21 protein-coding genes and 3 tRNA genes are annotated in these 26,975 nt (G+C 67.6%); 15 read left to right on the top strand and 9 right to left on the bottom strand.

What is annotated here, in order from left to right:
- The first annotated feature begins 20 nt into the window (after positions 1–20).
- The 9 genes from pstS to rnt all read left to right on the top strand — a co-directional run bounded on the left by pstS (position 21) and on the right by rnt (position 7,569).
- A complete protein-coding gene (pstS, locus tag BIZ42_RS15655; RefSeq protein WP_070426964.1) occupies positions 21–1,112 on the top strand; it encodes a phosphate ABC transporter substrate-binding protein PstS in 1,092 nt (363 codons plus the stop codon).
- 87 nt (positions 1,113–1,199) lie between these two features.
- A complete protein-coding gene (gene pstC / locus BIZ42_RS15650) occupies positions 1,200–2,168 on the top strand; it encodes a phosphate ABC transporter permease subunit PstC (protein WP_019185892.1) in 969 nt (322 codons plus the stop codon).
- Positions 2,168–3,034 carry a phosphate ABC transporter permease PstA gene (gene pstA / locus BIZ42_RS15645; RefSeq protein ID WP_019185893.1) on the top strand — a complete coding sequence of 289 codons (867 nt, stop codon included), beginning with the start codon at positions 2,168–2,170 and terminating at the stop codon, positions 3,032–3,034. Before pstC ends, pstA begins: the two co-directional genes overlap by 1 nt.
- A gap of 19 nt (positions 3,035–3,053) precedes the next feature.
- A complete protein-coding gene (pstB, locus tag BIZ42_RS15640) occupies positions 3,054–3,884 on the top strand; it encodes a phosphate ABC transporter ATP-binding protein PstB (RefSeq protein WP_019185894.1) in 831 nt (276 codons plus the stop codon).
- A gap of 65 nt (positions 3,885–3,949) precedes the next feature.
- Positions 3,950–4,657, top strand: a complete 708-nt coding sequence (gene phoU / locus BIZ42_RS15635; protein ID WP_019185895.1) for a phosphate signaling complex protein PhoU — start codon at positions 3,950–3,952, stop codon at positions 4,655–4,657.
- 218 nt (positions 4,658–4,875) lie between these two features.
- Positions 4,876–5,250 carry a hypothetical protein gene (locus tag BIZ42_RS15630; RefSeq protein ID WP_070426963.1) on the top strand — a complete coding sequence of 125 codons (375 nt, stop codon included), beginning with the start codon at positions 4,876–4,878 and terminating at the stop codon, positions 5,248–5,250.
- Positions 5,237–6,109, top strand: coding sequence for a DUF692 domain-containing protein (locus BIZ42_RS15625; RefSeq protein WP_237393518.1), 873 nt, complete (start codon positions 5,237–5,239; stop codon positions 6,107–6,109). Before BIZ42_RS15630 ends, BIZ42_RS15625 begins: the two co-directional genes overlap by 14 nt.
- Positions 6,102–6,869, top strand: a complete 768-nt coding sequence (locus BIZ42_RS15620) for a putative DNA-binding domain-containing protein (RefSeq protein WP_070427568.1) — start codon at positions 6,102–6,104, stop codon at positions 6,867–6,869. The genes BIZ42_RS15625 and BIZ42_RS15620 overlap by 8 nt, the downstream gene beginning before the upstream one ends.
- Before the next feature lie 112 nt (positions 6,870–6,981).
- Positions 6,982–7,569, top strand: coding sequence for a ribonuclease T (gene rnt / locus BIZ42_RS15615; RefSeq protein ID WP_070427567.1), 588 nt, complete (start codon positions 6,982–6,984; stop codon positions 7,567–7,569).
- Positions 7,570–7,575: 6 nt separating this feature from the next.
- On the opposite strand, the gene BIZ42_RS15610 is transcribed toward rnt, so the two are convergent.
- The 3 genes from BIZ42_RS15610 to BIZ42_RS15600 form a co-directional block, all read right to left on the bottom strand.
- Positions 7,576–10,548 (bottom strand): ligand-binding sensor domain-containing diguanylate cyclase, encoded by a 2,973-nt coding sequence (locus BIZ42_RS15610; protein ID WP_070426962.1) that lies wholly within the window; start codon positions 10,546–10,548, stop codon positions 7,576–7,578.
- A 208-nt stretch (positions 10,549–10,756) separates the two neighbouring features.
- On the bottom strand, positions 10,757–12,175 hold the full coding sequence (locus BIZ42_RS15605) for an ATP-binding protein (RefSeq protein WP_070426961.1): 1,419 nt from the start codon (positions 12,173–12,175) through the stop codon (positions 10,757–10,759).
- Complete coding sequence (locus BIZ42_RS15600; RefSeq protein ID WP_019185902.1) at positions 12,172–12,900, bottom strand: response regulator transcription factor; 729 nt, start codon at positions 12,898–12,900, stop codon at positions 12,172–12,174. The genes BIZ42_RS15605 and BIZ42_RS15600 overlap by 4 nt, the downstream gene beginning before the upstream one ends.
- A 172-nt stretch (positions 12,901–13,072) precedes the next feature.
- Between BIZ42_RS15600 and BIZ42_RS15595 the strand changes: the two genes are divergently transcribed.
- The 3 genes from BIZ42_RS15595 to BIZ42_RS15585 are packed head-to-tail and all read left to right on the top strand — an operon-like array spanning position 13,073 to position 17,744.
- On the top strand, positions 13,073–14,341 hold the full coding sequence (locus BIZ42_RS15595) for an efflux RND transporter periplasmic adaptor subunit (RefSeq protein WP_070427566.1): 1,269 nt from the start codon (positions 13,073–13,075) through the stop codon (positions 14,339–14,341).
- On the top strand, positions 14,338–16,308 hold the full coding sequence (locus BIZ42_RS15590) for a MacB family efflux pump subunit (RefSeq protein ID WP_019185904.1): 1,971 nt from the start codon (positions 14,338–14,340) through the stop codon (positions 16,306–16,308). Before BIZ42_RS15595 ends, BIZ42_RS15590 begins: the two co-directional genes overlap by 4 nt.
- Positions 16,305–17,744 carry a TolC family protein gene (locus BIZ42_RS15585; RefSeq protein ID WP_070426960.1) on the top strand — a complete coding sequence of 480 codons (1,440 nt, stop codon included), beginning with the start codon at positions 16,305–16,307 and terminating at the stop codon, positions 17,742–17,744. The genes BIZ42_RS15590 and BIZ42_RS15585 overlap by 4 nt, the downstream gene beginning before the upstream one ends.
- Before the next feature lie 164 nt (positions 17,745–17,908).
- On the opposite strand, the gene rlmB is transcribed toward BIZ42_RS15585, so the two are convergent.
- The 3 genes from rlmB to rnr form a co-directional block, all read right to left on the bottom strand.
- Complete coding sequence (gene rlmB, locus BIZ42_RS15580; protein WP_070426959.1) at positions 17,909–18,655, bottom strand: 23S rRNA (guanosine(2251)-2'-O)-methyltransferase RlmB; 747 nt, start codon at positions 18,653–18,655, stop codon at positions 17,909–17,911.
- Between the two features lie 97 nt (positions 18,656–18,752).
- Positions 18,753–19,229 carry a GFA family protein gene (locus BIZ42_RS15575; protein ID WP_070426958.1) on the bottom strand — a complete coding sequence of 159 codons (477 nt, stop codon included), beginning with the start codon at positions 19,227–19,229 and terminating at the stop codon, positions 18,753–18,755.
- A gap of 93 nt (positions 19,230–19,322) precedes the next feature.
- Complete coding sequence (gene rnr, locus BIZ42_RS15570) at positions 19,323–21,791, bottom strand: ribonuclease R (RefSeq protein ID WP_070426957.1); 2,469 nt, start codon at positions 21,789–21,791, stop codon at positions 19,323–19,325.
- Positions 21,792–21,919: 128 nt separating this feature from the next.
- On the opposite strand from rnr, the gene BIZ42_RS15565 reads away from it, so the two are divergent.
- The 3 genes from BIZ42_RS15565 (at position 21,920) to BIZ42_RS15555 (ending at position 22,563) form a co-directional block, all read left to right on the top strand.
- A tRNA-Leu gene (locus BIZ42_RS15565) sits at positions 21,920–22,006 on the top strand.
- Between the two features lie 175 nt (positions 22,007–22,181).
- Positions 22,182–22,268: transfer RNA gene (locus BIZ42_RS15560), tRNA-Leu, on the top strand.
- 208 nt (positions 22,269–22,476) lie between these two features.
- Positions 22,477–22,563 (top strand) — tRNA-Leu (locus tag BIZ42_RS15555).
- Positions 22,564–22,717: 154 nt separating this feature from the next.
- Here BIZ42_RS15555 and BIZ42_RS15550 read toward each other — a convergent pair.
- The 3 genes from BIZ42_RS15550 to BIZ42_RS15540 are packed head-to-tail and all read right to left on the bottom strand — an operon-like array spanning position 22,718 to position 26,974.
- Positions 22,718–24,289 (bottom strand): DHA2 family efflux MFS transporter permease subunit, encoded by a 1,572-nt coding sequence (locus BIZ42_RS15550; RefSeq protein WP_019184370.1) that lies wholly within the window; start codon positions 24,287–24,289, stop codon positions 22,718–22,720.
- Positions 24,290–24,296: 7 nt separating this feature from the next.
- Positions 24,297–25,478, bottom strand: a complete 1,182-nt coding sequence (gene emrA, locus BIZ42_RS15545; RefSeq protein ID WP_070426956.1) for a multidrug efflux MFS transporter periplasmic adaptor subunit EmrA — start codon at positions 25,476–25,478, stop codon at positions 24,297–24,299.
- An 11-nt stretch (positions 25,479–25,489) separates the two neighbouring features.
- Positions 25,490–26,974 (bottom strand): efflux transporter outer membrane subunit, encoded by a 1,485-nt coding sequence (locus BIZ42_RS15540; RefSeq protein ID WP_070426955.1) that lies wholly within the window; start codon positions 26,972–26,974, stop codon positions 25,490–25,492.
- Between the last annotated feature and the right edge of the window lies 1 nt (position 26,975).

Below are 26,975 nucleotides of genomic sequence, written 5' to 3'. Positions count from 1 at the left end.
ATCCCGCTATGGAGTGACGCATGAAACTGCACACGGCCAGCATTGCCGCCCTTTCCCTGGCCATCGCGCTGGGTCTTTCCGCCTGCAAGCCGGGCGCTGAAGGCCAGGCCGCCGCGCCGGCCACCAATGCGCCCGCTGCCGCTCCGGCCGCCGGCGACCGCCTGACCGCCGAGATCTCCGGCGCCGGTGCCTCCTTCATTTTCCCGCTGGTGTCCAAGTGGTCGGCCGACTACAACGCCGCCACCGGCGCCAAGATCAACTATCAGTCGATCGGTTCGGGTGGCGGCATCGCCCAGATCAAGGCCGGCACCGTTGATTTCGGTTCTTCCGACAAGCCGCTGAGCAGCGAAGAGCTGGCCCAGGCAGGCCTCGGCCAGTTCCCGTCGGCCATCGGTGGCGTGGTCCCGGTGGTGAACATCGACGGCCTGGAAGCCGGCAAGCTGCGCCTGAGCGGCGCCCTGCTGGCCGATATCTTCCTGGGCAAGGTCAAGACCTGGAACGACCCGGCCATTGTCGCCGCCAACCCGGGCGTCAAGCTGCCCGACGGCAAGATCACCCTGGTCCACCGTTCGGATGGCTCGGGCACCACCTTCAACTTCTCCAACTACCTCTCCAAGGTCAGCCCGGACTGGAAGAGCAAGGTCGGCGAAGGCACCTCGGTGCAGTGGCCGGACGGCGTGGGTGGCAAGGGCAATGAAGGCGTGGCCTCGTACGTGAAGCAGATCAAGGGCTCGATCGGCTACGTCGAACTGGCCTACGCGCTGCAGAACGGCATGCCGTACGCGTCGATGCAGAACGCCGCCGGCAACTGGGTGCAGCCGAGCGCGGAAACCTTCGCCGCGGCCGCCGCCAGCGCCGACTGGGCCAGCGCCAAGGACTTCAACCTGGTCATCACCAATGCCCCGGGCGACCAGGCATGGCCGATCACCGCCACCAACTTCATGCTGATGCACAAGCAGCCCAAGGATGCCCAGCGCAGCAAGGACACCCTGGCGTTCTTCAAGTGGGCCTTCGAGAAGGGCCAGGCCCAGGCCAACGAACTGCACTACGTGCCGCTGCCGGCCGAGCTGGTCACCCAGATCGAGGCGTACTGGACCAGCGAGTTCAAGTAAGCCAGACAGCGGGCCTGTGCACAGCGCAGGCCCGCTTTCCTCGCCGCACCACCCTGCCGAACCACCACTCGGGCCCCCGCCTCAGCCATGAATGCCATCGCCCAGCCTGTTCCCGCACCGTCCCTCCGCGACCTGCGTGATGCCCGCAACGACACACTGTTCCGCTGGGTACTGATCGCCACCGTCATCCTGGTGCTGGTCGCCCTGGCCTGCGCCGCGCTCTCCATGCTGTGGGGCGGCCGCCATGCCCTGCAGGAGCAGGGCCTGAGCTTCTTCTACTCGTCCGAATGGAATCCGGTCGAGAACAAATTCGGTGCGCTCGCACCGATCTACGGCACCCTCGTCACTGCCCTGATCGCGATGGTCATCGCCGTCCCGGTGAGCTTTGGTATCGCCTTCTTCCTGACCGAGGTCGCCCCGCGCTGGCTGCGTGGCCCGGTCGGTACCGCCATCGAACTGCTGGCCGGTATCCCCTCGATCATCTACGGCATGTGGGGCCTGTTCGTGCTGGTGCCGGTGATGACCGAATACGTCACCCCGTTCCTCAACGACCACCTGGGCACGATGCCGATCATCGGCCCGCTGTTCCAAGGCCCGCCGCTGGGCATCGGCGTGCTCACCGCCGGCTTCGTGCTGGCGATCATGGTGATCCCCTTCATCTCCTCGGTGATGCGCGAAGTGTTCCTCACCGTGCCGACCCGCCTGAAGGAATCGGCCTACGCGCTGGGCTCCACCAAGTGGGAAGTGAGCTGGGACATCGTGCTGCCCTACACCCGCTCGGCGGTGATCGGCGGCATCTTCCTGGGCCTGGGCCGCGCGCTCGGTGAAACCATGGCGGTGGCCTTCGTGATCGGCAACAGCGTGCGCCTATCGCCGTCGCTGCTGGAACCGGGCACCACGATTGCCGCGCTGATCGCCAACGATTTCGGCGAAGCCACTGAAACCTACCGCTCGGCGCTGCTGCTGCTCGGCTTCGTGCTGTTCATCGTGACCTTCGTGGTGCTGGCGATCGCCCGCCTGATGCTGATGCGCCTGGCCCGCAAGGAGGGCAACTGATGTCCACCGCCAACGCCCAACCGCTTTACCTGCGCCGCCGCATCGTCAACGTGGTCGCGCTGCTGATGTCCTGCCTGACCGCGCTGTTCGGCCTGTTCTTCCTCGGCTGGATCCTGTGGACGCTGGCCTCCAAGGGCCTGGCCGGGATCAACCTGGACCTGTTCACCAAGATGACACCGCCGCCGATGCAGGAAGGCGGCCTGGCCAATGCGTTCTTCGGCAGTGCCGTGATGTGCGGCCTGGCGATCGCGATAGGCACCCCGCTGGGCGTGCTCGCGGGCACCTGGCTGGCCGAGTACGGTAACTTCCGCAAGGCCGGCACGGTGGTCCGTTTCGTCAACGACATCCTGCTCTCGGCGCCGTCGATCGTGCTGGGCCTGTTCGTCTATACCCTGTATGTGATGCAGACCGGTGGCCAGTTCTCGGCCTTCGCCGGCGCGCTCTCGCTGGCCTTCATCGTGCTGCCGGTGGTGGTGCGTACCACCGATGAAATGCTGCGCCTGGTGCCGTCGCAGATGCGCGAAGCAGCGCTGTCGCTGGGCATCCCGCAGTGGAAGGTGACCGTGCAGGTGCTGTACCGCAGCGCCGCCGCCGGCATCGTGACCGGCATCCTGCTGGCGCTGGCCCGCATCTCCGGTGAAACCGCGCCGCTGCTGTTCACCGCCTTCGGCAACCAGTACTGGAACAGCAACGTGTTCCAGCCGATGGCCTCGGTGCCGGTGGTGATGAACCAGTTCGCCGGCAGCCCGTATGAATCCTGGCAGGTGCTGGCCTGGGCCGGCGCGCTGGTGCTGACCGTGTTCGTGCTGCTGGTCAGCCTTTCCGCGCGCGGCATCCTGCTGCGCAACCGTATCTCCCATGACTGACCTTTCCACGGACATCGCCATGAACGATCTCTCCAACGCCGTGCCGATGCAGCGCATCGTGGTCCCGGCCTCGCATGAAAACCTGCAGACCCCGGCGCCGATCAAGCTGGCCGCGCGCGGTCTGGATTTCTACTACGACAAGTTCCATGCGCTGAAGGGCATCGACCTGGAGATTCCGGAGAAGCGCGTCACCGCGCTGATCGGTCCCTCCGGTTGCGGCAAGTCCACCCTGCTGCGCATCTTCAACCGCATCTACGCGCTGTACCCCAAGCTGGAAGCGCGTGGTGAAGTGCTGCTGGATGGCGAGAACATCCTCTCGCCGAAGTACCCGATGAACCGCCTGCGCAGCAAGGTCGGCATGGTGTTCCAGAAGCCGGTGCCGTTCCCGATGACCATCTTCGAGAACGTGGCCTACGGCATCCGCCACCACGAGAAGCTCTCCAAATCCGAGATGACCGACCGCGTCGAGCAGGCCCTGCGCCAGGGCGCGCTGTGGGACGAGGTGAAGGACAAGCTCAACCAGAGCGCGCTGGGCCTGTCCGGTGGACAGCAGCAGCGCCTGTGCATCGCCCGCGCCGTGGCCCTGCGCCCGGACGTGCTGCTGCTCGACGAGCCGACCTCGGCGCTGGACCCGATTTCCACCAGCCGCATCGAGCAGCTGGTGGAAGAGCTCAAGCACGACTACACGATCGTCATCGTGACCCACAACATGCAGCAGGCCGCGCGCGTATCCGACTACACCGCCTTCATGTACCTGGGCGACCTGATCGAACACGACCGCACCGAAGTGATCTTCTCGCAGCCCAACAAGCAGCAGACCGAGGATTACATCACCGGTCGTTTCGGTTGATCGGTGCTGTTCCCTCACCAACTGTCCCAGCCAGGCATGGCCTGGCGCTACCCGGATTGCAGACCATGAATCTTCCCAACGACCACATCGTCAAGAGCTACGACGAAGAACAGCAGCGCCTGGTGGCCGAGATCGTGCGCATGGGCGAGATGGCCGTCGCCCAGCTGGAGGCGTCCATGGACGTCATCGAGAAGCGCGATGAGAACGCGGCCCAGCGCATCATCGCCAACGATGAAGCGATCGACGCGCTCGAGCAGCACATCAGCCACGACGTCATGCGCCTGGCGCTGCGCGGGCCGATGGCGCGCGACCTGCGCGAGATCCTGGCCGGCCTGCGCATTCCGGCCGACATCGAACGCATCGGCGATTACGCCGCCAACGTGGCCAAGCGCTCGATCGCCCTGAGCAAGGTGCCGCCGCTGCCGCAGATCCAGGGCCTGCGGGCGCTGGGCCGGCTGGCCGCCCAGCAGGTGCGCCGCGCGATCGAAGCCTACCGTGACAACGACGCCGCCGCGGCGCTGGAACTGCGCGACGACGATGCCCGCCTGGACGCGCAGTACACCGCGCTGTTCCGCGAGCTGCTGACGTACATGATGGAGGACCCGCGCAACATCACACCCTGCACCCACCTGCTGTTCATGGCCAAGAACCTGGAGCGCGTGGGCGACCATGCCACCAACATCGCCGAGAACGTGTGGTTCCTGGTGCATGGCGAGCAGGCCCTGCCACCGCGCGAGAAGCGCGACGAGACCAGCAGTACCGATCACGTCTGAGCGAGCGCTTCAAAAAAGCAAAGCAAAAAGCCGCTGCCTTCGGGTGGCGGTTTTTTTGTGGCCAGAGCGTCCGGGCGCTCCGGGAATGAGGCGCTGCACTTCACGAAACGTTGAATCCTGTGTGAGGATTCGATGAGCCGGGCTGGTCGAGCATGGCCGCACCTGCTGCCCCCACGCCGCCATCCCGGGCCCCGGCCCCTTGCAAGGAGATCCACCCGATGAGCACACCCACCCGCTCGCAGTCCCTGTTGGCAGCGGCTGCGCTGGCCGCCGGCCTGGGCGTGGCCGCCTCGGCGTCCGCGTTGAGCATGACCGACCTGGCCCAGGGCTACCTGGTGGCCGGCCAAGCGGCGACCAAGGCGGCCGAAGGCAAGTGTGGCGAAGGAAAATGTGGTGCGCACGGCGACAAGGCCGGCAGCACGGCGGGCGACAAGCCCGCGACCGCCGGTGCCAAGACCGCCGAAGGCAAGTGCGGGGAAGGCAAGTGCGGTGCCAACAAGGGCAAGGCCGCTGGCGGCAAGGCAACGACCGCCGGCGACGGCAAGGCGGCGGAAGGCAAGTGCGGCGAAGGCAAGTGCGGTGCCAGGCACTGACGCTCCCGCCACTGGGCTGGACTGGTTGCCGCTGCCTGCGGCGGCGACCGGACTTGGCCTGCGCCGCGCCCTGCTGCAGGATCTGCGCGATGCGCCCGCGGGAGATCTCGACTTCCTCGAATGCGCGCCGGAAAACTGGATCGGCGTCGGTGGGCCGGCCGGAGATGCACTGGCCGAACTGGCAACGCGTTACCCGCTCACCTGCCATGGGCTGTCGCTTTCGCTGGGCAGCACCGCGCCACTGGATACCTCCCTGCTCGACCAGGTGGGACGCTTCCTGGAGCGGCACAAGGTGCCGCTGTACAGCGAACACCTGAGCTACTGCAGCGATGACGGCCACCTCTACGACCTGCTGCCGATTCCCTTCACCGAGGAAGCAGTGCGTCACACCGCAGCGCGTATCGCCCGGGTGCAGGACCTGCTGGGCCGGCGCATCGCGGTGGAGAACGTGTCCTATTACCTCGCCCCGGAGCCGGCCATGGACGAACTGGCCTTCACCACGGCGGTGCTCGCCGAGGCCGATTGCGACCTGCTGCTGGACGTCAACAACGTCTACGTCAACGCCTGCAACCACGGCTACGACGCTGATGCCTTCATCGCCGGGCTGCCGGCTGCGCGCATCGTCTGCCTGCATGTGGCCGGTCACCTCGATGAGGCTCCTGACCTGAAGATCGATACCCACGGCAGCGCGGTGATCGATCCGGTCTGGGCGCTGCTCGGCCGCACCTACGCGCGCATCGGGCCCCGCCCGACCCTGCTGGAACGCGACTTCAACTTCCCCCCGTATGCCGAGCTGCGTGGCGAGCTGCAGACCATCCGCCAGCGGATGGCCGCTCATGCCGGAGGCCGGCATGACTGACGCCCCGGCGCGCCTGCACGCACAGCAGCGAGCCCTCACCGCGCACCTGCGCGACCCGGCCCAGGTCCCTGCCCCGCCGGGTCTGGACGCGCGCCGGCTGGGCATCCATGAGCGGCTGGTGTTCAACAACGTGCTCGGGCTGCTGGGCAACGGTTTCCCGGTCTGCGTGCGCCTGCTCGGCGAGGCAGCGTGGGCCGCCCTGGTCCGGCGGTATCTCGCAGTACACCGTGCGCAGACCCCGTTGTTCACCGAACTGGCCGCCGAGTTCGTGCAGTGGTTGCAGGGCCAGGCCACGCTGCCGCATCCGGCGCTGGCCGAACTGGCGCACTACGAGTGGGTGGAAACGGCTCTCTACCAGTTGGACGCGTCCCCGCTGCCGCCCGCGCCCGGCCTGGACCCGATGCGCGCGGCGCTGCAGCGCTCACCGCTGGCCTGGCCGCTGCGCTATCGCTGGCCCGTGCACCGGCTCGGCACCGATGACGCGCCGACGCGGCCCGACCCCGAGCCGACCGCGTTGCTGGTCCGCCGCGACCCGGATGGGCAGGTCCGCTTCGCCGCGGTCAGCCCGATGGCCGCGCAGCTGCTGGAGCTGATCGGTCAGCATCCCGGCAGCACCGGCACCACGTATCTGCAGCAGCTTGCGCAGGCACACGGCATGGCTGCCGATGCCCTGCTGCTGCCAGGCGCCGCCCTGCTGCGGCAATGTCACGACAGCGGGGTGATCGGACCGGCCCCCGACGCTGGCCGCCGCAGCGCCTGAGCGCGGGGGGGCATACAGGTCGCTCTGCTAAACTGGGGCGATGACTGACGACCTCCCCCGCTCCGACGCGCCGGCTGCTGCCGACGCACTGCCCGCTGCCGCCCAGCGCTTGATGGCGACCCGCTTCCGCGGCTTCCTGCCGGTGGCGGTGGACGTGGAAACCGGTGGATTCGACTCGGGTCGCCACGCCCTGCTGGAGATCGCCGCGGTGCCGATCGAGATGGACGAGACCGGCCTGCTCTATCCCGGCCAGACCGCCAGCGCCCATGTGGTGCCCGCCGAAGGCCTGGAGATCGATCCCAAGTCGCTGGAGATCACCGGCATCATCCTGGACCACCCCTTCCGGCTGGCCAAGGTCGAGCGCGACGCGCTGGACCACATCTTCGCCCCGATCCGGGTGGCGATGAAGAAGTACGGCTGCCAGCGCGCGATCCTGGTCGGGCACAACGCCCACTTCGACCTGGGCTTCGTCAATGCGGCGGTCAACCGGACCGGCCACAAGCGCAACCCGTTCCACCCCTTCAGCGTGTTCGACACCGTCACCCTCGGCGGCATCGCCTATGGCCAGACCGTGCTGGCTCGCGCGGCCACCGCAGCCGGGCTGGGCTGGGATGCCGATGAGGCGCACAGCGCGGTGTATGACACCGAGCAGACCGCCAAGCTGTTCTGCAAGGTCGCCAACAGCTGGCCGCGCCCCTGAGCGGCATCAACCGATAGCGGTTCTGTCGCGCCCTTCGCTCTTGGCCCGGTACAGCGCGCGGTCGGCGCGCTGGTAGAGCAGCATCGGCGTGCGGTCGGCGGCATCCAGTTCGACCAGGCCGGCGCTGAAGGTCACCGTCAGCCCCGGGATGCCTGCCCAGTCGGGGTGGTCATGGAACAACCCGCGCAGGCGCGCGCAGACCTGGGCGGCTTCGTCCAGGCGGGTGTCATTGAGCAGCAGCGCGAATTCTTCGCCGCCGGTACGCGCCGGCATGTCCGAATCACGGCAGGCCGAGGCCAGCAGCCGTGCCACTTCCACCAGCACCACATCGCCCACCGAATGGCTGTGCCGGTCGTTCACTTCCTTGAAGTGGTCGATGTCCAGCACCACCAGGCACAGAGGGTGGTGGCTGCGCTGCGAGCGCGCGAAATCACGCGCCAGCGCTTCATCGAACGCGCGCCGGTTCGGCAGCCCGGTCAAGGCGTCTTCGCGGGCCTGCCGCTCGAAGGCCTCGGCCTGCACTGCCAGCCGGTCAGCCAGTTCGGTCTTTTCCAGATTCAGCGCCTGCAGGTTCACCGTCTGCGTCTGCAGATCCAGCGTCGCTTCCTTCACCATCCGTGCGAGCCGTACATTGCTGGCCTTGTAACGGTTGATCAGATACCGGTACAACGCGATCAGCCCGGCCAGCAACATCAGCGCGGCGACCAGCTGCACACTGCGGCGTTGCCACAGGAACGGTTCCACCGTGAATTCCCACACCGCTTCACTGTCGCTCCAGGCACCGCCCGGATGCGCAGCGGACACGTGCAGCGTGTAGTCGCCCGGCGGCAGGCCGATGAACTCCACGCTGCGTTGCTGGCCGCGCTCGATCCAGCCTTTGTCCAGGCCATCCAGGCGGGTGCGGTAGCGGATACGCTCGGAAAGCAGATAGCTCAGCCCGACGTAACTCACGCTCAAGCGGCGCCCGCCGGGAATCGAATTATGGTCGCTGCCCTGCCAATGCAGCGGCGCCCCATCGACCTGCACGCTCTCGATCACCGCCGGCGGCGCCAGGCGCTCGCGGAAGCGCTGCAGCCGCAGCGGGTCGACCGTGCTCAGGCCACCAGCGGTCACCACCCAGAACGTGCCGTCCTGACGCAGGATCGCCGATGGCCCGGAGCTGCCGTTGGCCTGTGAATTGGCCATGCCGTCGATCTCGTTGTAATGCTCGACCTCCACCCGCGCGGCGCGCCCGTCAGCGACGGCATTGAGCATCGCCATGTCGGTGCGCAGCACACCGCGGTTGCTGCTGATCCAGACATTGCCGACCCGGTCGGGCACCAGCTGGAACACCGTATCCACCGGCATGCCCTGCTCCAGGCCGACCCGCGCCAGCGTGCCTTGCTGGTAGCGGTACAGGCCGCGGTCGGTGCTGATCCACATCGCATCGCCGATCTGCTGGAAGCCGAACACGCTGCGCCCGCCGCCCAGGCGCTGCAGGTCTATGGCCTGCACCCGGTCGCCGCGCAGCACCCGGATGCCCTCGATGGTGCCGATCCACAGCCCGCCCTCAGCATCGTGCGCCAGCGCGGTGATCAGCCCGGTCGGCATGCCGGGAATCGCCGGCTGCCCGACCTGGCCGGCCTCGATGCGGATCACGCCTTTCTGGGTCCCGGCCCAGACCACCCCGTCGCGGTCGATGCTGATCGCGCGGATGTTGCCGCCTGGCAGCCCTTGGGCGTTGCCGTAGACGTGCAGGCGCTGGCCCTGTTCGTTGATCTGGAAGATGCCGTCGCCGAACGTGCCCACCCACAACCTGCCCTCACGATCCTGCGCCAGGCTCAGCACCGAGGGGCTCTTGCCAACGTTGTTGCGCAGCGGCACCGGGCTGAAGCGCCCCTGCGCGTCGCGCCGGTCCAGGCCGCTGGCGCTGCCGATCCAGAGCTGGCGCAGGCGATCCTCGAACACCGTGCGCACGTAGTCGCCGCTGAGCCCGTCGCGCTCGGTGAAGCTGCTGAACAAGGTTTCGCGCAAGCGGTACAGGCCGCCATTGGCGCCCACCCAGATGCTGCCCTCGGCGTCTTCGCGCAGGCTGACCACGCGCCCCCCGGGCAGCGACAGCCCGGTCGGCAACCGCTCCAGCCCGTGCCGCGACAAGCGCAGCAGGCCCTGGTTCTCGGTGCCCAGCCACAGGTCGCCGTGGCGGTCCTGCAGCATCGCAGTGATGTGGGTCACCCCCGGCAGGCGGTGCTGCAGCAGCGGCGCGCCATCCTGCATGCGGTAGATGCGCTCACCGGCCACCACCCACATCACCCCATCGGGCGCGCGGTACGGCCATACCAGGCCGCGCCCCAGTCCCCAGCTGTCCGGCGCGCGGCGCTGCACGCCATCGGTGTCGCGCACGACCAGGCCGTCCAGCGTGCCGACCCAGACCCGGTCCTGCGCATCCACCACCAGCTTGGTGAAACTCATCGCCATCGGCACGTCGGCCGGCGGCGTCTGATAGTCGAACGTGCCGTCCGGGCCCAGGCTGCCGATGCCCTTGCCTTCGTACAGCAGCCACAGCCGCCCATGGCTGTCCATCTGCATCGCCTGGATCAGCACCTGCGGGGTATCGGGGCGATGCTCCCAGACCTGCCAACGGCCGTCCGCGCCGCGCCGGGTCACATTGCCGCGCGAATCACTGATCCACAGCCCGCCACTGCGGTCCACCAGCAGCGCGCCGACGCCGTTGTCGCGCAGGCCCGGCGTGGTGCTGCGGTCGAATACCGTGAAATCCAGCCCGTTGTAGCGGACCAGGCCTTCCCAGGTGGCGAACCACAGATGCCCTTCCGGGGTCTGGGCGATGTCGCGCAGCGAGTTGTGCGGCAGCCCGTTGCGCGAGGTCCAGACATCGATCGCATAGTCACGCAGCGGCGGCGGGCCATCCTGGGCCGAGAGCGGCCACGGGACAGCGCACAGCAGCATCAGCCACAGCGCAGCCGCCTGCAGGGTCGGCATGCCCGGAAACTTCAGTTGTGCCGGCCGCCACCGGTGCCTGCCCCCCGATCGCTCATCCGTATGGATCAGCCTTGGGCAGGCGCCGTGCGCATGGGGGGAACGGCCGTGCACCAGCGTGGGGGCTGGCAGAGTCGTACGCTCTCATGGGGGAGACGCTGGAAAGAGATGCCCATAGTAGGCAAATCCTTTCGTTTTGGGGGAGCCGGCGTCAGCCGCCGCGGGATCCGGCCGGGGCCCGCGCCGGCGAGCTCCAGCGCACGATGGCCTCCAGCCCGCCCTGCGGATGGTTGCGCAGGTGCAGGCTTGCCCCATCCTTCTCGGCCAGTGCGCGGGCGATGGTCAGCCCCAACCCGGCCCCGCCAGTCTGGCGCGAACGCGAGGTTTCCAACCGCACGAACGGGTCGAACACGGCTTCCAGTTCGTCCTCGGCCAGGCCCGGGCCGCTGTCCCGGATGCGGACCTCGACGTCCTGCCCGACCTGCTTCACCCGCACCCGGGCGGACTGGCCATACATCACCGCGTTGTCGACCAGGTTGGAGAACAGGCGATGCATCGCCAGCGGCCGCAGCATCAGCACCGCCCCGCTCGGCTGCTCGAAGCGCACATCCCCACCGGCCTCGGCGGCATCTTCCACGATGCTTTCCAGCAGCGAATCCAGGTCCAGCGCGGCCCGCTGTTCGGCGCTCTCGGCGCTGCGGGCCAGCTCCAGGCCTTCGCGGATCAGTGCCTGCATCGCGCCCAGGTCGCCGATCAGGCGCTCACGCAGGGTCTCGTCGGTGACGTTCTCCAGCCGCAGGCGCAGGCGGGTCACCGGGGTCTGCAGGTCATGGGTGATCGCCGCCAGCATCTGGGTGCGTTCACCGAGGTGGCGCTGCAGGCGCTTCTGCATGGCGTTGAACGCCTCCGCGGCGCGGCGGACCTCGAACGGGCCGGTGACCGGCATCGGCGCGCCCTGCAGGTCATCGCCCAGCGCCGCGGCGGCATCAGCCAAGCGCTGCAGCGGTGCACTGGCCATCCGCGCCACGATGTAGGCAAGGATCGCGATCGCCACCACCAGCAGGGTCAGGAACAGCGGGTCCACGGCAAGCACGCCGTTATGCGCAACCGCCGGGGAATCCAGCGCCAGCCGCAGCGGCGTGCCATCGCTCAGCTGCAGGGTCACCACACGGCACTTGGGCGGAATGAAAGACGGGTCACGCTCACGCGGCGGATGCCGCATCTTTTCCTTGTCGCGCGGCGGCGGCGGCAGCAGTTCCGGCAGCCGGGGCAGGCAGGAGCGGAACGAGGTGAAGGCGACCTGGCTGCTCGCCACCGGCCCGGGCCGGTCATCGAGGATCTCCATCAACGCCGCGTCGGGCCGGCCGATGCGGGCGCCCTCGGGCAGCTGGTGCACGCTTGGCCCGCCACTGGTGAGCAGGCGCTCGCGCAGTTCCGGATCGCCGTCGAGCAGGTTGACGAAGCCCTGCAGGCGATCAGCGATGCGGTTGAGGTTCTGCCGTTCGAATTCCTGCTGGCGCTTGGTGCTGGCCAGCATGGTCGCGCCGATCGCGGCCACGCTCATGCCCAGCAGCAGGATGACGAACAATCGTCCCACCATCGAGGAAAAGAAACGGCGCAGGCGTGTCATTCCAGGGTGACCGCCGCCGCAAGCACATAGCCTTCGTTGCGCACGGTCTTGATCAGGCCATCGCTGCCCCCGTCATCGGCCAGCTTGTTGCGCAGGCGGCTGACCTGCAGGTCGATCGCACGGTCCTGCGACTCGTAGTTGCGGCCGCTGCTCAGCGAGACCAGCTGCTCGCGGGACAGCACCTTGTTGGCATGCCCCACGAAGACCCGCAGCAGGCGGAACTCGGCGCCGGACAGCACCACCACCCGCCCGTCGGGATCGACCAGGTGGCGATGTTCCAGATCGAAGATCCAGCTGGAGAAGCGCGCGCGGCGGATCGCCAGCGGCTCCAGGTTGGCCGGCAGCGCCTCGGTGCGACGCAGCACGTTGCGGATGCGGGCAAGCAGTTCGCGCGGCTCGAACGGCTTGGCCAGGTAATCGTCGGCGCCCATCTCCAGGCCCAGCACGCGGTCGATCGGCTCGCTGCGCGCGGTCAACATGATCACCGGCGTGCTCGAACGCGCACGCAGATCCCGGCACAGGGTCAGGCCGTCTTCGCGCGGCAGGTTGAGGTCGAGTACGATCAGGTCCACGTGCTCGCGCTCCAGCAGCTGGCGCATGCCGTGGCCATCGCCGGCAGTGCTCACCAGGTAACCGGCGCGGCCGAGCTGCTCGGCGAGCAGCTGGCGGATATCGTTGTCGTCATCGACGATCAGCAGTCTATGCATGCTGTTGGCAGTCTCCATGCGGTGATCATCCCCTGTCGGGAGCTGAACCGCATCTCCTGGTTTGCGTACGTCTGTTTCAAAGGGTCATGCAGATACATAACGAAATGTGCTGTGCACCGCAGGGATACATCTTGGTACACGGCGAGCATTGAGCCGGCGGTGAACGATCTTCACAATGCTGACAACGCCGATGCACCGGCCTGCCGAGTTGACGATCATCGTGAAGCCCCGTTTGCCCAGAACCCGCCGTGCCCGTCTGCTGCTGTTGCTCGTGGTCGTCATCCTGATCGCCGCGATTGTGGCATGGATGCTGCGCAAGCCGGCCGCCCCCACCCTGGCCACGTCACCGGTCAGCCGCGGCGACATCGAACAGACCGTGGAAGCCACCGGCGTGATCGACGCCTACAAGCTGGTCAGTGTCGGCGCGCAGGCCTCCGGCCAGATCAAATCATTGAAGGTCCAGCTCGGCGATACGGTCAAGGAAGGCGACCTGATCGCCGAGATCGACGCCACCACCCAGCAGAACCAGGTGCTCAATGCCCAGGCCTCGCTGGACCAGGTCAAGGCGCAGCGCGCGGTGCAGCAGGCCAGCCTGCGCGAAGCCGAGCTGGAGTTCGCCCGCCAGCAGCAGATGCTCGCCGCCGAGGCCACTTCGCGCGCCGAGTTCGATGCGGCCGATGCCCAGCTCAGGACCGCGCGCGCCCAGATCCAGTCCTTCGATGCACAGATCAAGGGCCGCGAAACCGAACTGGGCACCGCCCGCGCCAACCTGGCCTACACCCGCATCACCGCGCCGATGGACGGCACCGTGGTCGCCGTGGTCGCCGAAGAAGGCCGCACCGTCAACGCCAACCAGACCGCGCCGACGATCGTGATGCTGGCCCGCCTGGACCTGGTCACGGTGAATGCCGAAGTTTCCGAAGCGGACGTGGTCAAGATCAAGGCCGGCATGCCGGTGTACTTCACCACGCTGGGTGAGCCGGACCGCAAGTTCCACGCCACGCTGCGCCAGATCAATCCGGCGCCGGCCTCGATCGCCAACGACAGCTCGAGCAGCTCCAGCTCGTCCAGTTCCAGCTCCAGCACGGCGGTGTACTACAACGCGCTGTTCGACGTGGAAAATCCCGACGGCACGCTGCGCATCGACATGACCGCGCAGGTCTCGGTGATGCTCAAGCAGGCCAAGGACGTGCTGATCATCCCGGCCGTTGCACTCGGCCCCAAGACCCGCGACGGGCAGTACATGGTGCGCGTGGCCGATGCCGATGGCATGCCGGCGCCGCGCAAGGTCAAGATCGGCATCAACAACGGCGCCAATGCCGAGGTGCTGTCCGGGCTGGCCGAGGGCGACAAGGTGATCGTCGGCGAAGGCGGCGGCCTGCAGGGCACCGGTGGCGGCAACCGCGGCGGCAGCACGGTGCGGATCGGCGGCCCCGGCATGGGCGGGCCGCGCCGATGAGCAGCGCCTCGACGGGCACGCCGCTGCTGCGGCTGCGCGACCTGCGCCGCGAGTTTCCGGCGGGCGATGAGACCATCGCAGTGCTGCGCGACGTCAACCTGGACATCGCCGCCGGCGAGATGGTGGCCATCGTTGGCCAGTCCGGTTCGGGCAAGTCCACGCTGATGAACATCCTCGGCTGCCTGGATCGGCCGACCCGTGGCAGTTACCAGGTCGCCGGCCGCGAGACCGGCCGCATGGAGCCGGACGAGCTGGCCGAACTGCGCCGCGAACATTTCGGTTTCATCTTCCAGCGCTACCACCTGCTCGGCGATCTGGATGCGCGCGGCAATGTCGCCGTGCCGGCCGTGTACGCCGGCAGCCCCGGCCCGGTGCGCACCGCACGCGCCGAACAGCTGCTGCAGCGGCTCGGCCTGGGCGACCGCATGAACCACAAGCCCGGCCAGTTGTCTGGTGGCCAGCAGCAGCGCGTGTCGATCGCACGGGCGCTGATGAACGGTGGCGAGGTTATCCTGGCCGATGAACCGACCGGCGCGCTGGACACCCGATCCGGCGAGGAAGTGATGGGCATCCTCGGCGAGCTGCATGCCGAAGGCCACACCATCATCATCGTGACCCACGACATGAGCGTGGCCGAACACGCCCAGCGCATCATCGAAATCCGCGACGGCGAGATCATTGCCGACCGCACCAATCCGAATGCACCGCGCTACCGCGCGCAGCGCCAGCCCACCGTGGCCGCCGGCAAGGGCCACAGCTGGCGGGCCGCGCGCGACCGCTTCACCGAAGCGTTCCGCATGGCCCTGCTGGCGATGAACGCCCACCGCCTGCGCACCTTCCTGACCATGCTCGGCATCATCATCGGCATCGCTTCGGTGGTCTCGGTGGTGGCGATGGGCAATGGCTCCCAGCAGCAGATCCTGCAGAACATCAGCGCACTGGGCACCAATACGATCGATGTGTATCCCGGGCGCGGGTTCGGCGACATGCGCTCGGCCCGCGTACAGACCCTCAAGGCCAGCGACGCCGATGCACTGGGCCGGCAGAGCTATATCGACAGTGCCACGCCGAGCGTCTCCTCCTCGGTGACCGCGCGCTACCGCAACCAGTCGGCCACCGCGCAGGTCAACGGCGTGGGCGAGCAGTTCTTCCGGGTCAAGGGCGTGACCCTGGTCGCCGGCAGCTTCTTCGATACCGATGCGGTGCGCAGCCTGGCCCAGGTGGCGATCATCGACGAAAACACCCGCACCCAGTTCTTCCCCAATGGCGAGGACCCGGTGGGCCAGGTGATCCTGCTCGGCAACGTGCCGGTGCGCGTGGTCGGCGTGGCGCAGCGGCAGAGCTTCGGTTTCGGCGGCAGCACCAGCCTGAGCGTGTGGGTGCCGTACACCACGGTGATGTCGCGGATGCTGGGCCAGAGCCATGTGTCCAGCATCACCGTGCGCGTGGACGATGCCACCCCGATGGATGCCGCGCAGGCCGCGATTTCCAAGCTGCTGATCATGCGCCACGGCACCGAGGACTTCTTCCTCAGCAACAGCGCCGAGATCCGCCAGACCATCGAACAGACGACCCGCACGATGACGCTGCTGATCAGTGCCATTGCCGCCATCGCGCTGCTGGTCGGCGGCATCGGCGTGATGAACATCATGCTGGTCTCGGTGACCGAACGGACCCGCGAAATCGGCGTGCGCATGGCCGTCGGCGCGCGGCAGAGCGACATCCGCCAGCAGTTCCTGATCGAGGCGGTGCTGGTGTGCCTGCTCGGCGGCCTGCTCGGCGTCGGCCTGTCGCTGGTGGTCGGCTGGCTGTTCGGCAAGTTCGCGCCGGACTTCCAGATGCTGTTCTCGACCGCGTCCATCGTGGCCGCCTTTGCCTGCTCCAGCCTGATCGGCGTGGCGTTTGGTTTCCTGCCGGCCCGCAATGCCGCCCAACTTGATCCCGTGGAGGCGCTGGCGCGCGAATGAAGATTTCTCCTGCTCTGCTGCACCCCGCTTCGCTGCGTCCACTGGCCCTGGCCTGCGTGACCGCACTGGCCCTGTCGGCCTGCGTCAGCACCGGTCGCTACCAGGTCGACGCGCCGGCAGTACCGGCCACCTATGGCCGCGGCGATGCCACCCTGAACACCCCCACCGAGCCCGTGAGCGAACAGCCGCACGCCACATCGGCCGATGTCCGCACCGATGCCTGGTGGACCCAGTTCGGTGACCCCGGCCTGGACCGTGTGATCGACCGCGCCCTGGCCGCCAACACCGACCTCGTCTCGGCCGGGCTGGCAGTGCAGCGCGCGCGCCTGCAGGCCGGGCTGGCCGACAACGCACTGTGGCCGCAGCCCTCGGGCAGTGTCAGCAGCAGCGGCAACCGCCCGATCGACCAGAGCGCGGACTGGAACCGCGGCAGCTCGGCCGGCGTGTCACTGGGGTGGGAAATCGACCTGTGGGGGCGCCTGCGCACCCAGCGCGACATCGCCCAGTGGGAAGCCCAGGCCAGCCAGGAGGACCTGCAGAACACCGCCCTGCTGGTGATCAGCGACGTGGCCACGCAGTACTGGACGCTGGCCTTCCTCAACCAGTCGATCAACGCAGGGCAGGCCAACCTGGAGCGCCTGCAGCGCACCCGCGAACTGGTCCAGGCCCGCTTCGATGCCGGTGCGGTCTCGCGGCTGGACGTGCGCCAGGCCGCCCAGAGCCTGGAGGCACAGCGTGCCGCGCAGAGTGCGCTGGTGCAGCAACGCGTTGCCGCGCGCAATGCACTGACCGTACTGCTGGATGGGCAGCCGCTGGCCGTGGCCGACGAGCCGCAACAGCTGCAGCGCGTGGCCAGCCCGGTGATCGCCGAAGGCCTGCCGGCCGATCTGCTCGGCCGCCGGCCCGACCTGCGCGCGGCCGAGCTGCGGCTGCGCAACAGCCTGAAGACCATCAAGGTGACCGCGACCCAGTACTACCCGGCGCTGAGCCTTACCGGCAGCGTGGGTACGGGCGCTACCTCGCTGTCGGACGTGCTGAAGAATCCGGTCGCCACGCTCGGCGCCGGGCTGTCGCTGCCGTTCCTCAACGTGCGCCAGGCGCAGTTGAACACCCGGCTGGCCGGCACGGATTATCAGATCGCGGCCAACGGCTTCCGCCGCACGCTGTACACCGCGCTGTCGGAGGTGGACAACGCCTTGTCGGCGCGCACGCAGTTCGCCACCCAGGTGGCGGCCTCGCAGGCGTCCTACGACGAAGCGGTCGAGATCGAGCGGATGTATGAAGTGCGCTACCGGGTCGGCGCCACCGACCTGCGCACCTGGCTGGAAGCGCAGCAGACCCGGCGTGATGCGGAGCTGTCGCTGGCATCGGTGAGGCAGCGCCAGTTGATCAACGATGTGACGTTGTTCAAGGCATTGGGCGGCAGCGCAGGCTGACGGCGGGGGGTAGAGCCGACTGTTGGTCGGCTGCCGACCTACCCACGTAGAGCCGACCGCTGGTCGGCTGCCGACCTACCCACGTAGAGCCGACCGTTGGTCGGCTGCCGTCCGCCCGCGTAGAGCAGCCGACCAACGGTCGGCTCTACCCCCGCGCGCGGGAATTACAGGCCGCGCTGGCGGACGGCCTCGAACAGGCTCACGCCGGTGGCGACGGAGACGTTCAGGCTCTCGATATCGCCCGGCATCGGAATCTTGACCAGGCCATCGCAGTTTTCACGGGTCAGGCGGCGCAGGCCGTCGGCTTCGCCGCCCAGCACCAGCGCCACGTTGCCCTTGAGGTCGATCGCGTACAGCGACTCGGTGGCTTCACCGGCCAGGCCGTAGATCCACACGCCCAGCTTCTGCAGGTCCTTCAGGCAGCGCGAGAGGTTGGTCACCTGCACGACCGGAATACGGTCGGCTGCACCGGCCGAGGTCTTGCGCACGGTCGCGTTGACCGAGGCCGACTTGTCCTTGGGAATGATCACCGCCGTGGCACCGGCGGCCGCTGCGCTGCGCAGGCAGGCGCCGAGATTGTGCGGATCCTGCACTTCATCAAGGATCAGCAGCAGGGCCTTGCCCTCGGCCGCTTCGACCAGCCCTTCCAGTTCGTTCTCGCCCCAGGTCCGCGCGGCCTGGTAGCGCGCCGCCACGCCCTGGTGACGCACCGAACCGCCCACACCGTCCAGCGCCTGGGTGTTCACCTTGCGCACGTCGATGCCCTTGCGGCGTGCATTTTCCTCGATCTCGGTCAGACGCGGATTCTTCGCACCGGCCTCGATGAGGACCTCGCGGACGTTGTCGGCATCATTCTCGATCGAAGAGGCGACGGCGTTGACGCCGACGATCCACTGGCTTTGCTTGCTCATTGCGGGGGGCGGGACCGGTAAAGGGGTTGGTAATGGTAGAGCATCAAGGCCCACCCTGCCCTGCCGGGCGTTCACGGGGGGCGTTCACGGCCTGCCTTCAGCGGGCTGGCCAGTCGCTGGTGTCGTGGTCGGGGTGCTGGTGGGAAACGATATGCAGCAGGAAGTCGCCGGCCTCGGCATCCTCCTCGCTGCGCAACGCGCTAAGCGAGCCCAGGCCATCCACGAAGGGCAGCTTGGCTTCGATCCCGTACTGGATCGTCGGCGGCAGGCGGGCCGGCTCGTCGAAGGCGCCCGCCGCGATTGCCACCCCATCCGGGGCTTCGTAGGTCAACGGGGTGCCACAGTCGGCGCAGAAGCCGCGCTGGACCATGTTGGAGGACTGGAAACGCCGGGGCTCGCCGCGGGTCCAGCGGAATTCGCTGCCACGCACCGACACCAGGGGGGCGTAGTACGCGCCGAACGCCTTCTGGCACATCCGGCAATGGCAGATCGAGCTGTGGGTCAGCTCACCGACCACATGGAAGCGGATCGCGCCGCACTGGCAGCCGCCGCTGTATTCGGGGAGGGACGGCATGGGATCGCTCCGACGGGGCCCGTGGGAAACACCATGCCACCCGCGGGGGCGGGTGGACGGTCCGCGTACCGGCCGTGGGCCGGTACGCGTGGATCAATACTTCTGTTTCTGGCGCTTGGCCGGCTGGCCGCGCGGCGGCAGCTCGGGCAGCGAATCGTCCTTCTCTTCGACCAGGCGGAAGTCGATCTTGCGCTCTTCCATGCTGGCCTTGAGCACCAGGATCCGCACCCGGTCGCCCAGACGGTAGATCTTGCCGCGGCGCTCGCCGTTGAGCGTCTTGCGCACCGCGTCGAACTGGTAATAGTCGTGCGGCAGCTGGGTCACGTGGACCAGGCCGTTGACCTTGGATTCGTCCAGTTCCACGAACAGGCCGAAGCTGGTCACGCCACTGATCACGCCATCGAACTGGCCACCGACGTGCTTTTCCATCCACGCGGCGCGGTAACGCTCGTCCACTTCGCGCTCGGCTTCATCGGCACGACGCGCACGCTCGGAGCACTGCAGCGCCAGCGCCGCCATCTCGCGCGGCGAGTAGGTGAACTTCTCCGGTGCGGCCCCGCTGAGCGCGTGCTTGATCGCACGGTGCACCAGCAGATCGGGGTAGCGGCGGATCGGCGAGGTGAAGTGTGCGTACGCGTCCAGCGCCAGGCCGAAGTGGCCCAAGTTGTCCGGCGAATACACCGCCAGGCTCTGGCTGCGCAGCAGCACCGATTCCAGCAGTGCCGCGTCCGGGCGATCGCGCACCTTCTTGAGCAGCTTGGTGAAATCGGCCGGCTGCACCTTCGACCACGGCGGCAGGCTCAGCTTGAATTCCTTCAGGAACTCGAGCAGGTCGGCGTACTTGGATTCCGGCGGGCGCTCATGGTCACGGAACGGCGCCGGCACGTGCTTGGCCAGCAGGTAGCGCGCAGCCTGCACGTTGGCGGCGATCATGCATTCTTCGATGAGCTTGTGCGCATCGTTGCGCACCATCATCCCGGCCTGGGTGACTTCGCCGGTGTTGTCCAGCACGAAGCGCACTTCGGAGGTTTCAAACTCGATCGCACCGCGGCGGGTACGGGCCTTGGCCAGCACGTGATACAGCTGGTACAGGCGATCCACCTGCGGCATCAGCGGACCGATCGCCTTGCGCGCGGCCGGGTCGTTCTCGCCCACCGCTTCCCAGACCTGGTTGTAGGTCAGGCGCGCGTGCGAGTTCATCACCGCTTCGTAGAACCGCGAGTGGATGACCTCGCCCTCGCGGTTCACCTGCATATCGCAGACGAAGCACATGCGGTCGACCTTGGGCATCAGCGAGCAGATGCCGTTGGACAGCGTCTCCGGCAGCATCGGCACCACGAAGCCCGGGAAGTAGACCGAGGTCGCGCGCTTCTGCGCTTCATCATCCAGCGGCGTACCAGGACGCACGTAGTTGGAAACATCGGCGATCGCCACGACCAGGCGGAAGCCTTCGGCATTCGGTTCGCAATAAACGGCGTCGTCGAAGTCCTTGGCATCCTCGCCATCGATGGTGACCAGCGGCGTGTTGCGCAGGTCTTCACGATGGCCGATCTGTTCCGGGGTGACCACCATCGGCACTGCAGTGGCTTCAGCCAGCACTTCCGCCGGGAACTCGAACGGCAGTTCATGGCCGTGGATGGCGGTTTCCACCACCAGCGACGCGGTCAGCTTGTCGCCGAGCACCGCGATGATGCGGCCGATCGGCGGGCGGCGGGTATCCGGCGCCTGGGTCAGTTCACAGACCACCAGCTGGCCATCCCGGGCATCGCCGGTCTGGTCGGGCGGGATCTGTACGTTGCGCTGCACGCGCTTGTCGTCGGGCACCACGTAGTTGATGCCGAATTCGACGCTGAAGCGGCCGATCAGGCGGCTCATGCCGCGCTCGAGCACACGCGAAATGCTCGCCTCGCGGCGGCCACGGCGATCGATGCCGGTCACGTTGACCAGCACGCGGTCGCCATGCAGCACCTTGCGCATTTCAAACGGCGGCAGGAACAGATCGTCGCCACCTTCGACCGGGCGCAGGAAGCCGAACCCTTCCGGGTTGGCGATCACCACGCCGGTGATCAGGTTGACCGCCTGCAGCGGCGCGAAACCGCCACGGCGGTTCTGCACCAGCTGGCCGTCACGGCACATCGCGCCCAGGCGCTTGCCCAGGGCATCGGCGCGGTCCGGCTCGGTCAGGCCGAGATGGATGGCGATCTCTTCGGCGGTCTGCGGGCCATCGCAGCGGTCGAGCAGCTGCAGGATCGCCTCGCGGCTGGCGATCGGCTGCGCATAGCGCTCGGCCTCGCGGGCGGCGAAGGGATCCAGCTGCACTTCACCGTCCAGCGGGATGGGATGCGGGCGGCGGCGGGTCGGGATGGGCCCGGCGTGCGCGGGCTTGGGGCCCCGCTTGTTGCCACGCGGCGGCTCAGGAGTGTTCAGGGATTCGGGCATCCAGGGTGGCAGCTTGCCGGCCTTCTTGGCGGCAGCGCGGGGCTTGCCCGACGGACCGGCTGCCTTCTTGGGCGCCGGGGACTTGGGGGCTTTCGCGCCCTGGGTCGGTTTCTTTGGTTTCATTGACCTCAATAGTAACCGCTGCGGGTGTGCAGAACCGGTCAGCGGCACTGCCTGTGCAGGATTGTGAAGAAATTTCACAAAACCGTTGACAAGCCTGACGGACATGCCCAGAATTCGCCCCCTGAGTCGCCCAGGTGGCGGAATTGGTAGACGCACTAGCTTCAGGTGCTAGCGGGGGCAACTCCGTGGAGGTTCGAGTCCTCTCCTGGGCACCATGACTCGGAAAATGATCAAACCCGCGCAAGCGGGTTTTTTCGTTTCTGGCGTCCGCGCCACGCACGATTCGCGCGGGATGGACCGCGATGACGCTGCAATGCGTGGCAAATGAAATTTCCTGCGAAATCCTGTTGACACAATTCCGGATCTCCCGCAGAATTCTCCTCCTGAGTCGCCCAGGTGGCGGAATTGGTAGACGCACTAGCTTCAGGTGCTAGCGGGGGCAACTCCGTGGAGGTTCGAGTCCTCTCCTGGGCACCATGACTCAGAAAATGATCAAACCCGCGCAAGCGGGTTTTTTCGTTTCCGGGCGTCGGCGATGCGCGGCCCTGACCTGCGCCGACGCGCGACGCCCGATGGTCGCCGCATCGAACGTGCGATGACGCGACGAACGATCTGGCACGAAAAAATTTCCACCCGATCCTGTTGACACAATCACGCTTCTCCCGCAGAATTCTCCTCCTGAGTCGCCCAGGTGGCGGAATTGGTAGACGCACTAGCTTCAGGTGCTAGCGGGGGCAACTTCGTGGAGGTTCGAGTCCTCTCCTGGGCACCATGACTCGGAAAATGATCAAACCCGCGCAAGCGGGTTTTTTCGTTTCTGGCCGCCGCGCCCGGAACCGCACGGAACACATTCCACGCTGGTCAGGAACCACAAAAAAACCCCGCCTTTCAGCGGGGTTTCTTCGTTTCAGCTTACCGCGAACACCTCAATGCCCACCGGCCGAGGCAGCACCCGCACCTGCGCCGAACGGCGGCTTGGCCAGCCACAGGAAGGCGATGATGGCCAGGAAGATCCAGCCCAGCAGGAAGAAGATGTCGTTGAAGCCCATCTGCGACGCCTGGTGGTTGATCATGTTGTTGAGCGCGGCCGCGCCATGCTGCAGGTCGCCCTGCCCCATCGCGGTCACCTGGTCCTGCATGCCCGGGGTGTAGCCGGAGATGTGTTCGGTCAGATGCGCGTGGTGTTCCTGGGTACGGCGTGCCCACAACCACGTGGTCAGCGAGGCGGCGAAGCTGCCGCCCAGCGTGCGCAGGAAGGTGGCCAGGCCGGAGCCCGCGGCGATCTCGCGACCGTCCAGATCCGACAGCAGGATCTGCAGTACCGGCATGAAGAACAGCGCCACACCGATACCCATGATCAGCTGGATGCCGGCCACGTGGCCGAAGTCCACCTGCAGGTTGAACCCCGAGCGCAGGAAGCTGGTGAAGGACAGGAAGATGAAGGCGATCGTGGCCAGCATGCGCATGTCGAAGCGCGAGGCGTACTTGCCCACGAACGGCGTCATGATCACCGGCAGCACGCCGATCGGTGCGGTCGCCAGACCGGCCCAGATCGCGGTGTAGCCCATGTCACGCTGCAGCCACTGCGGAATCAGCAGCGCCACGCTGAAGAACGCCGCATACGCCACCACCATCGCCAGCGTACCGGCGCGGAAGTTGCGATGCCGGAACAGGCGCAGGTCGACGATCGGGTCCTTGTCGGTCAGTTCCCAGATCAGGAACACCGCCAATGCCACCACCGACACACAGGCCAGCACGATGATCTTGGTCGAACTGAACCAGTCTTCGTCGTTGCCCAGATCGAGCACCAGCTGCAGCGCGCCCACGCCGATCACCAGGGTGATCAGGCCGACATAATCCATCTTCGGCTTTTCAACGTGCTCCGGGCGTCCCTTGAGCTGGTTGCCCACCACCAGCGCGGCGAAGATGCCCAGCGGCACGTTGATCAGGAAGATCCATTCCCAACTGTAGTTGTCGGTGATCCAGCCCCCGAGGATCGGGCCGGCGATCGGCGCGACCACGGTGATCATCGCCAGCAGCGCCAGTGCCTGCCCGCGTTTCTCACGCGGGTACAGCGAAACCAGAAGGCTCTGCGTGATCGGGTACATCGGGCCGGCGACGAAGCCCTGGATCGCACGCGACACCACCAGCATGCCCATGCTCTGGGCCAGGCCGCACAGCAGCGAGGCCAGGGTGAAGGCCAGCGTGGCCCATACGAACAGCTTGGTCTCGCCGAAACGGCGGCTGAGGTAACCGGTCAGCGGCAGCGCGATCGCGGTGCTGACCGCGAACGAGGTGATGACCCAGGTGGCCTGCTGCGAACTGGCACCGAGATTACCGGCGATGGTCGGCAACGAGACGTTGGCGATGGTGGTGTCCAGGACCTGCATGAACGAGGCCATCGCCAGCCCTGCGGTACACAGGGCGACGTTGGCCGGCCGGAAGGCCATGCCTGGCGCCGCGGGGGCGCCCGGCGCGGCGGGAGCTTGTGCGGACATGGTGGCCTCAGCTCGCCTTGGCCTGCTGCGGCAGGTTGCTCTGGATGATCTGGTGGATCACGTCGTCGGCGCTGTGCAGTTGCTTGGCGTAGACGTCGGTATCGAACAGCTGGCCCTTGGCGGTTTCGGTCGGCAGCACGGTGCCCTTCTGGTCACGCAGGCTCACTTCGGCCTTGATCGACAGGCCGATGCGCAGCGGATGCTCGGCCAGCTGCTTGGCGTCGATGGCGATACGCACCGGCACGCGCTGCACGATCTTGATCCAGTTGCCGCTGGCATTCTGCGCCGGCAGCAGCGAGAACGCCGAGCCGGTGCCCAGGCCCAGGCTGTCGATGCGGCCCTTGTAGGTCACGTCGCCGCCGTACAGGTCCGAACGCAGTTCCACTTCCTGGCCCAGGCGCATGTGACGCAGCTGGGTTTCCTTGAAGTTCGCTTCCACCCACATCTGCTCGGTCGGCACCACGGCCATCAGGGCAGTGCCCGGCTGCACGCGCTGGCCGACCTGCACCGAACGACGCGCCACGTAACCAGTGACCGGTGCGACGATACCGGCGCGGGCATTGTTGAGGTACGCCTGGCGCAGCTGCGCGGCGGCGGCCTGCACGTCCGGCTGGGTCGCGATCACGGTGTCATCCACCAGCGCATTGCTGCGCTCGAAGGTTTCGCGCGAGCCGGCCACGGCCGCTTCGGCAGCGGCCAGTTCGGTGCGGGCATGCGCCAGTTCTTCGTTGGAGATCGCGCCGGTGCTGGCCAGATCCTTACGGCGGTTGAAGTCTTCGCGCACGCGCTTCAGGGTCACCTGGCGTGCATTCAATTCGGCCTGCGCACCTTCCACGCTGCGGTACAGACCGCGCACCTGGCGGACCGTCTTGGCGAGGTTGGCTTCGGCCTGCTGCAGGGCGACTTCGGTATCGGCCGGGTCCAGCTGGACCAGCAGCTGGCCGCGCTCGACCCGCATGCCGTCATCGGCGTTGATCCCGACCACGGTACCGCTGATCAGCGGGGTGATCTGGACCTGGTTGCCCTGCACGTAGGCATCGTCGGTTTCTTCGAACCAGCGGCCGAACATGAAGTACCACAGGGCCAACGCGGCCAACAGCAGCACCACGATGACCAGCAGGCCGCGCAGCAGCTTGCCGCGACGGGAGGGAGCTGCCTTCTCGGCAGCAGGAGCGGAGGTCTGACTCATGGGGATGACTCTCAGGAATGCGAGGATTCGGGGGTGGCGGCGACCGTGGCGGCATCGCTGGTCGGGGTGAAACCACCGCCCAACGCCTGGCTCAGGCGGACCGAAACAAGGATCTGGCGCGACTGCAGGTCGGCCAGCCGCTGCTGGGAGACCAGCAGCTGCTCTTCGACACTGAGCACGTCCAGGTAGCTGCCGATGCCGGCGCGGTAGCGCTGCTCGGCCAGGTCATGGGCGGCGCGTGCGGTGCTGACAGCCTGGGCCTGGGCGCTGGCCTGGTCGGCCAGCGAATGCACCGCGTTGACCTGGTCGGCGACGTCGCGCAGCGCGTTGACCACCGACTGGTTGTAGTCGGCCACGGCCAGGTCGTACTGCGCGTCGGTCTTGCCCAGGTTGGCGCGCAGGCGGCCACCGTCGAAGATCGGCAGGCTCAGCGCCGGGCCGAGGAAGGCGAACGTCGAGCCGCTCTTGAGCAGCTGGTCCACTTCACTGGAGACCACACCGCCAAGGGCGGTCAGGTTGAGGCTGGGATAGAACTCGGCCTTGGCCGCATGGATCTGGCGGTTGGCCGCTTCCACGCGCCAGCGCGCGGCGACGATGTCCGGGCGGCGGCCCAGCAGTTCGCTGGGCAGCACGCCGGGCAGCTGCAGCGCCAGCGGGTTCAACACCTGCGGGCGCTGGATCTGCAGCCCGCGGTCCGGGCCCTGCCCGACCAGCGCGGCGAGCGCGGTGCGCGCCTCGTCGATCTGCTGCTGTGCAGCCTGCTGCTGCTGCTGCGCGGCTGGAATGCGCGCTTCGGCCTGGCGGGTCTGCAGGTCGCTGTCGATGCCGGCAGCACGACGCTGGCGGGTCAGCTCCAGGGTCTTCTGCGAACGTGCCAGTTCTTCGCTGGCCACGTCATGCAGCTTCCACGCGTAGCCCAACTGCGCGTACGCCTCGGCGATGGCGGCAGAGAGGTTCAGGCGCGCGGCCTGGGCGTCCACTTCGGCGGCATGGCCGCTGTCCACGGCCGCTTCCCAGGCGGCGCGCTTGCCGCCCCACAGGTCGATGCCGTAGCTGAAGCTCAAGTAGGCCTGGCCACTGCCGCCATAGCTGCCACCCAGTTCATCGCCAACCATCGATTCGGGCAGGCGCACACCGGTGTAGCCCCCGGAAGCAGAGAGGCTGGGCAGGCGTGCGGCACGCGCGGTGCCGATCTGGGCACGCGCCTGGCGCAGGCGCGCATCGGCCGCCTCCAGGCCAGGATTGCGCTGCAGGCCTTCGGCGATCAGCGCATCGAGCTGGGGGTCGCCCAGCGCGCGCCACCAGTCGGTGGCCGGCCAGCCGGGCTGGCTCAGGCCGTTGGCGGCCAGGGTGCGCTGGGTCTGCAGGCTGTCGGCGTCGAGCAGGCGGCCCTGCGGCTCCAGGCCGCGGCTGCTGGCACACGCGGCCAGCGCAAGCGCCAGCGCGGAGACCAGCACCGGCCGCAGCGGGCGCAGTGAATGAGAGCGTTCAAACATG

Origin of the sequence: Stenotrophomonas sp. LM091, from assembly GCF_001806305.1 — a bacterium.
Lineage (GTDB): Bacteria > Pseudomonadota > Gammaproteobacteria > Xanthomonadales > Xanthomonadaceae > Stenotrophomonas > Stenotrophomonas bentonitica_A.
Note: the sequence above shows the minus strand (reverse complement) of the source record. Positions and strands in the feature narration are given on the sequence as shown.

Coding starts and splice junctions, on each gene's coding strand:
- rlmB (WP_070426959.1), bottom strand. CDS start 18,655: ATGAGCAAGCAAAGCCAGTGGATCGTCGGCGTCAACGCCGTCGCCTCT.
- BIZ42_RS15610 (WP_070426962.1), bottom strand. CDS start 10,548: ATGCCGACCCTGCAGGCGGCTGCGCTGTGGCTGATGCTGCTGTGCGCT.
- BIZ42_RS15630 (WP_070426963.1), top strand. CDS start 4,876: ATGAGCACACCCACCCGCTCGCAGTCCCTGTTGGCAGCGGCTGCGCTG.
- rnr (WP_070426957.1), bottom strand. CDS start 21,791: ATGAAACCAAAGAAACCGACCCAGGGCGCGAAAGCCCCCAAGTCCCCG.
- BIZ42_RS15605 (WP_070426961.1), bottom strand. CDS start 12,175: ATGACACGCCTGCGCCGTTTCTTTTCCTCGATGGTGGGACGATTGTTC.
- phoU (WP_019185895.1), top strand. CDS start 3,950: ATGAATCTTCCCAACGACCACATCGTCAAGAGCTACGACGAAGAACAG.
- BIZ42_RS15600 (WP_019185902.1), bottom strand. CDS start 12,900: ATGGAGACTGCCAACAGCATGCATAGACTGCTGATCGTCGATGACGAC.
- pstS (WP_070426964.1), top strand. CDS start 21: ATGAAACTGCACACGGCCAGCATTGCCGCCCTTTCCCTGGCCATCGCG.
- BIZ42_RS15620 (WP_070427568.1), top strand. CDS start 6,102: ATGACTGACGCCCCGGCGCGCCTGCACGCACAGCAGCGAGCCCTCACC.
- BIZ42_RS15550 (WP_019184370.1), bottom strand. CDS start 24,289: ATGTCCGCACAAGCTCCCGCCGCGCCGGGCGCCCCCGCGGCGCCAGGC.
- BIZ42_RS15590 (WP_019185904.1), top strand. CDS start 14,338: ATGAGCAGCGCCTCGACGGGCACGCCGCTGCTGCGGCTGCGCGACCTG.
- pstA (WP_019185893.1), top strand. CDS start 2,168: ATGTCCACCGCCAACGCCCAACCGCTTTACCTGCGCCGCCGCATCGTC.
- emrA (WP_070426956.1), bottom strand. CDS start 25,478: ATGAGTCAGACCTCCGCTCCTGCTGCCGAGAAGGCAGCTCCCTCCCGT.
- BIZ42_RS15575 (WP_070426958.1), bottom strand. CDS start 19,229: ATGCCGTCCCTCCCCGAATACAGCGGCGGCTGCCAGTGCGGCGCGATC.
- BIZ42_RS15540 (WP_070426955.1), bottom strand. CDS start 26,974: ATGTTTGAACGCTCTCATTCACTGCGCCCGCTGCGGCCGGTGCTGGTC.
- BIZ42_RS15595 (WP_070427566.1), top strand. CDS start 13,073: ATGCACCGGCCTGCCGAGTTGACGATCATCGTGAAGCCCCGTTTGCCC.
- rnt (WP_070427567.1), top strand. CDS start 6,982: ATGGCGACCCGCTTCCGCGGCTTCCTGCCGGTGGCGGTGGACGTGGAA.
- pstB (WP_019185894.1), top strand. CDS start 3,054: ATGAACGATCTCTCCAACGCCGTGCCGATGCAGCGCATCGTGGTCCCG.
- BIZ42_RS15585 (WP_070426960.1), top strand. CDS start 16,305: ATGAAGATTTCTCCTGCTCTGCTGCACCCCGCTTCGCTGCGTCCACTG.
- pstC (WP_019185892.1), top strand. CDS start 1,200: ATGAATGCCATCGCCCAGCCTGTTCCCGCACCGTCCCTCCGCGACCTG.